General features: G+C 42.3%; 5 protein-coding genes. 3 read left to right on the forward strand and 2 right to left on the reverse strand.

From position 1 onward, the window contains the following. A partial coding sequence (locus tag CIK80_RS15440) for a hypothetical protein (protein WP_218830343.1) occupies positions 1-210 on the reverse strand: 210 nt, incomplete at its 3' end. 247 nt (positions 211-457) lie between these two features. Between CIK80_RS15440 and mobC the strand changes: the two genes are divergently transcribed. The 3 genes from mobC (at position 458) to CIK80_RS15145 (ending at position 3,644) form a co-directional block, all read left to right on the forward strand. Next, on the forward strand, positions 458-814 hold the full coding sequence (mobC, locus tag CIK80_RS15135) for a plasmid mobilization relaxosome protein MobC (protein WP_179288411.1): 357 nt from the start codon (positions 458-460) through the stop codon (positions 812-814). Continuing rightward, positions 804-2,534: a relaxase/mobilization nuclease domain-containing protein gene (locus tag CIK80_RS15140; protein WP_095570690.1), complete on the forward strand. Its 1,731-nt coding sequence runs from the start codon at positions 804-806 to the stop codon at positions 2,532-2,534. Before mobC ends, CIK80_RS15140 begins: the two co-directional genes overlap by 11 nt. A 228-nt stretch (positions 2,535-2,762) precedes the next feature. Continuing rightward, the gene (locus CIK80_RS15145; RefSeq protein ID WP_095570691.1) at positions 2,763-3,644 is read left to right on the forward strand and encodes a replication initiation protein; all 882 of its coding nucleotides are present in this window, start codon (positions 2,763-2,765) and stop codon (positions 3,642-3,644) included. A gap of 82 nt (positions 3,645-3,726) precedes the next feature. On the opposite strand, the gene CIK80_RS15150 is transcribed toward CIK80_RS15145, so the two are convergent. Further along, positions 3,727-5,686, reverse strand: a 1,960-nt coding sequence (locus CIK80_RS15150) for a right-handed parallel beta-helix repeat-containing protein (RefSeq protein WP_179288412.1), incomplete at its 5' end; no start/stop codon positions are given.

Here is a 5,686-nt window from a genome sequence, read left to right on the forward strand (position 1 = left end):
ATAGCGTAGGTCAAGAAATGGCACACCAGTTAGTTGATTAGTGTAGGGAAGTAAAACTCCCAAGCCATAACTATTATCATCGCTAGTCCAATCGCCTTGTAATTGTAGTTTTGGACTAAAGTTAGAGTTCATTTCTGCAACAGCAGGTACTGAAGAAAATGCAATAGGGATGATTACTGAACCTAGTATGAGATATGACACTTTCTTCATCAGGAAGCCTTATTTGAGATTAATGATAATGATAATGATAATTATTAACAATAATATACATTAACTTACTATGTGTAAATATATAAAAGCATTATCGACATATTAAAGAGAGCTTATACTTAACGGCATTAAATCGATATTTACTAAGCTAGCATATGCCGTCATTACAATTCACTTCGTTTCTTTACATTTTGGCATGCCGGTAAGGGGAAACCCCTTAACCCCAAAAACCTTACGGACGTCACCCATGAGCGATGATAAATCAACTAAGAAAATCAGAGATAGGCACATACAAATACGCCTAACTGATACTGAATTTAACGACATAAAAACCCGTGCCGGTGAATTGGGTACGTCCACTTTTTTGCGCCAGTTGGCACTGGGGCAAAACATCGAACAACCAAAAGGCAAAGCAAAGAAAATCATACATGCAGCTGACCCCGAATTGGTGCGTCATGTGGCGTGGATCGGTAACAACATCAATCAAATTGCCAAGCATCTAAACCTAGGAAACCATGTGAACAACGAGGTGCTAATGACCTTGGTGAAAATACAAGCTGACCTTGATGCCGAGCTACAAAGGATCATGAGCGATGATCGTTAAATTCTTTCGTCACGGCACCGGTGGCGGTAGTGCCGTCTTTGATTATCTACTTGGCAAAGACGGTGATCGTCCTGATGCCGAGATATTGCGCGGTGACGTAGAGCAGCAAAAGCTACTGATTGATTCACTAGATTTTAAACGCCAGTACACCAGTGGTTGCTTGAGCTTTGAAGAAGCCCCTGACCATCTAACAATCAAGCAAAAAAACGAAATTATGGACGGCTTTGAGCAGACAATTACCGCAGGGCTAACCGCTGATCGGGTCAGCTTTGCATGGATTGAGCACAGGGACAAAGGAAGGCTTGAGCTTAACTTTGTGATTGCCAATATCGACCTTGAGCATGGGCGACTTTTTCAGCCCTATATTCACAGCCAAGACAAAACGAGGGTCAATGCGTGGAAAGACCTACAGAATATTAACTATGATTTATCAGACCCAAACGATCCTGCGCGTAAACGTTTAATGGCGCAACGTGACAACCTACCAAGAGCCACCAAAGAAGCTAGGGAAGCTATTACCGAAGGCTTAAAAAACTTAGTAGCCGAAGGGCTGATTAGCAGTCGTAGTGACGTGATTGAAACGCTACAAGATGCAGGGTTTGAGATCGCAAGACAGACTGACAAAGCCGTCTCCATTAAAAACCCCAGTGGTGGCAGAAATATTAGATTAACAGGCGGATTATATGAGCGAGATTTTAGATTTAGCCAAGAAGTTCAAGCAGAAGTCGAACGAGACAGCGAATCTTATAGAAACCACGTTAGACGAAGATTTAACGAAGCTACACGCGTCCTTTATAAAGAGCTTGAGCGAAAGCGAGAGTATCATCAAGCAAGGCACGGAGAGCCTAGACGAGAAGCAAACCAAATTGCAGGAAATGTTAGAGCTGCACAACGAAGGCATCAACACCTTACTAGCCAATCACATTTACAGCGTCCAAGCCCTTACGACAGAGAGCCTAGAGCAACAAAAAGCCGAGATAGCGGAAATGATGAGCGAGTATTCACGCGAGTTGAGCGAGACAATACAAGATCACCAAGCCGAAGCCTTCAAATTCCTAGAACACCGAGTTTGGGCAGTGCTGATCTTTGGCTTTCTGTTCGCTTTGTTGATATTGATATTAGGCGTCGTCATCGGAATGAAATTAGGATAAAAGACCATGCAAAAACAATTGATACAGCAAGTCAGCGAAGCGATGGAAGCGAACGCCGACACCATAGCGCGTCAAAGAGACATGATCGACTACCAAACGCAGACTATCGAGGAATTAAAGACCTCATTAACGGCATTGGCAGAGACGCAAGCGCAGGAACTCAAATCGTTACCGACCATGTTCGAAGCATTAGAGATTTCACTGAGCAAGCACACGAAAGAGCAGAAAGCTTGGCGACAGCATCGCAAAGAACACACGGAAGGACAAACAGTGTTAGCAGAACAGCTAGTAATACTCGCAAACGCACAATTACAGCTCACGAAAGCCTTGAGCGAGTATCAGAGTACATTAGTGCTATCAGACGATCTAAAGATAGATTTGACCGTATTAGAGACGATGCTAGAAGGTACGATGGAGCAGCTAAAGAGTTCACAGCACGAAATACAGTTGTCACAGAACAAATTGAGCAGCGAGTTAGAGACTGTCGCGAAATTAGTAAACAAATAACGCAAGACCTTGAAAAACAACAGCCTAAGCGGACTTATTCGGGTCCCAGTATGGGCAGATAACGTGAAGTAGGTACAACTTCGTAAGCCTTAAATGGCGTGGCTTTACAAGGAAATTGTTAATTGACGAAACGAGAATGAGAGCGTAAACTCAAGTGCTAGAAACGACTAACCCCCAAAGCCGGCCAGCTTCAGGGGTTAGATGAATTTTAATCTGTGTCAGCAGATATAAAACCCATTTTTCGATACGGACATTTTATATCAGCAGGCGCACCAACACAAGTGTGTGTCATGTTAATACTACCGGAAATATACGAAACACTCCCCTACAAGCCCTATTGCACCGATGATTTAGGTAATCTTGTCATTCGTCCTAGGCAAACCGCTGTCAAAATGCGGTATATCCAGCACAACCCTCCTTGCATGACCCATTTTATTTGCCTTGATATTGACCATGAACATGGTGCAATGCGTTGGGCGGAAGAATACTTGCCACCGCCACGCTGGACAACCCAAAACCCTAAAAATGGCCACGCTCATATCGTCTACGAGCTAAAAACGCCCGTTTGTACCAGTGAGCACGGTAGCCGCAAAGCTCTAGAGTATCTCGCTAAGATACAAGCAGGGCTTGTCAGAGCGACTCGCGCAGACGTTGGTTATACAAACTTCATCACTAAAAACCCGATGCACGAGCATTGGCGTACCGAGGTATGGACAAAAGAAGCCTATGAGCTGAATTATCTCGCGGAATTCGTTGATCTCAGACCTTTAACGGCTACCGAGAAAGAATACGGACTTGGCAGGAACTGCACCCTGTTCGATACCGTTCGTCATTGGGCGTATTCTGCGATTAGAGCGCATCGAGGGAAGACATGGGAGCAATGGTATCAATCAGTGCTTAAACACGCTCAGAACGTAAATATGATGTTTGCAGAACCATTACCGTACTCAGAAACCAAGGCGACTGCTAAAAGCATTGCTAAGTACTGCTGGAAGCGTGACGCCTATCACTATAATGAATTCGTTTATCGTCAGGCGCTTAAAGGGAGTAAGGGCGGTAAGGTGTCTAAACGTAAGCCAGTAGCTACGTCAGAGCAATCATTAAAACCATGGGTAGATTTGGGCATTTCTGAGAGTACATACCAAAGAAGAAAAAGACTCGGCAAAATTTGACAGTGGATAAGCCTAAATCAGATAACAGCCGTGTGGGTCTACGCCGCTGTTATCCTGCTTAGGCTATTGCCGTCCCTTTATATTAGTTGCAGTCGCTTAAGTTTGCTATTTTGTTTCCGTTAATGGTTAGTGTGCTGCCAGGTTCTTGTTCGAACTTAGCCATGTCCCATAGGTTGCTGCAAGTGTTTTCGTTTTGATTCGTGTTTATGTCGCCCTTGATGTTTTTTACCGGGCCAAAGAACACCACTGCATTTTCGGAGGGGTTGTTTATTTGAAGGTTCTTTATCGAGACGTCTTCTACAGCCCCTCCCATCCATTCATTCCCATATAGTGCGATTCCAGCGATTCCTGGGTTGTTAACTGTGACATTTTCTAACTCTATCTTTGAAGCTGGGTTAATAAATACGCCTGAGCGACTAGTGTTATTAATGTTCATATTTTTAATTTTAATATTGTTGTCGTCAAAGCTAGGTAGGTTGGATGAATTGACTATCATTAAACCATTGATTCCGCCTGATAAGTTTGTCTCGTTCATAGTTATATTATGACTACCTTGTAACACTATTAAATCCATTTCTTGATCTTGGTTGCTGTTATCAATAGTGAGGTTATCTATGGTTACGTTGTCATTGCCTACCAATAGTAGCCCTTCACGGCGCGAGTTGCTGATGCTTGTATTGTTAATATTCACATTAGATGTTGTAGTTTTATACGTACTTGTCTCTTGATCGTAGTCACTGGCTAGAAAAATTCCATAGGTAACGTCATCAATCTTGACATTATCAATGTTGATATTCTGACTACCGATTGCACTCACTGCTGAGTTTGGAGCCTTTGTTGGTGAGAATACTGCAAATTCACAGTCTGTATTGTTTTCACAAATATTTAAGTCATGGATTTTACTGTTTTTAATGTTGAGACCGTTGGTGTTGTTGAGCTTAATTCCATCGCCTGTGGTTGCTGAGATATCGACGTTGTTAATACTGACATTATTTGTACTTTCGTTTAGGCTACCTATGCCTTCGGCTCCCCCCTTGGTCATTATTCCTGTAACTGTAGAGTTAGAGGCAACTTTAACAACGCTGCTGTCTCCTGAAGTATTATTAATTTTTGCTGGTGTGGTCTGTCTATATTCAGCCTGTTTTCCGGACAGTGTTTTGATTAACAACGAGCCATTACCTAATAAGGTCTGACCTTCACCGATAATCAAGCTGTCGTCAAAGGTTACCGTGCCGCTCATGAGGGCAACGCCGTTCTCTCCTAGATTGGCAATTTGCCCATTGACTGCTTGTATATCTTCATTAGTATTATCATAAGCAAACTTTTGTATCTTGCCATAGTTAGCTGCTTGTTCAAAAGTATCTATATTATAAACGTCAGGTGTCATTATCAGTTCACGTCTGACTTGTTGCAAAATATGATTATTAGAATTATCAGTTACACCTAAGTTCAATTTTAATTGAGCACCAACTCGTAAGTCATCTTCATCATCGTGCTCAACGTATAGGCCAAACCCTAGAGCAGTGTTTTTTGGTAACCAATTAGGCGCGCTGGTATCGTATTCACTTTTTAATCGGAAACCAACATTATCATCTTGCGTAGTTCTTTCTTGCCAAAACCCGCCAATATACATTTTTAGCGAAGAGTTTTTGTCCTGCGATAGAATACGCCCGAACTCTAGGTCAGCCGAGTTGTTTAATTCTTCAATACCACTTGTGGTGTTGATGCCTAGATAGTTATCTTTGATATCAGCTGTAAATAGTTCATTTAAGATGTTTTTATCATCATTAGTAGGTTGGTAGTAGTTCGCGCGCGCTTCCCAAGCTTTAGTAATATACTCTATCCCAACAGAGGCTTGAGTATACTTATTATCATCGGTTTCTATAGTGTCGTAATATGAGTTGATACCAAAAAATTTTTGTTCTGGTAACGAGTGACGATACCCCAGGCCAATGCTGGCGTTGCTAATATTATTATCATTTTGATAATAGCGTAGGTCAAGAAATGGCACACCAGTTAGTTGATTAGTGTAGGGAAGTAAA

Source organism: Psychrobacter sp. JB193 (assembly GCF_002285555.1).
In the GTDB taxonomy this organism is placed as follows: Bacteria; Pseudomonadota; Gammaproteobacteria; order Pseudomonadales; family Moraxellaceae; genus Psychrobacter; species Psychrobacter alimentarius.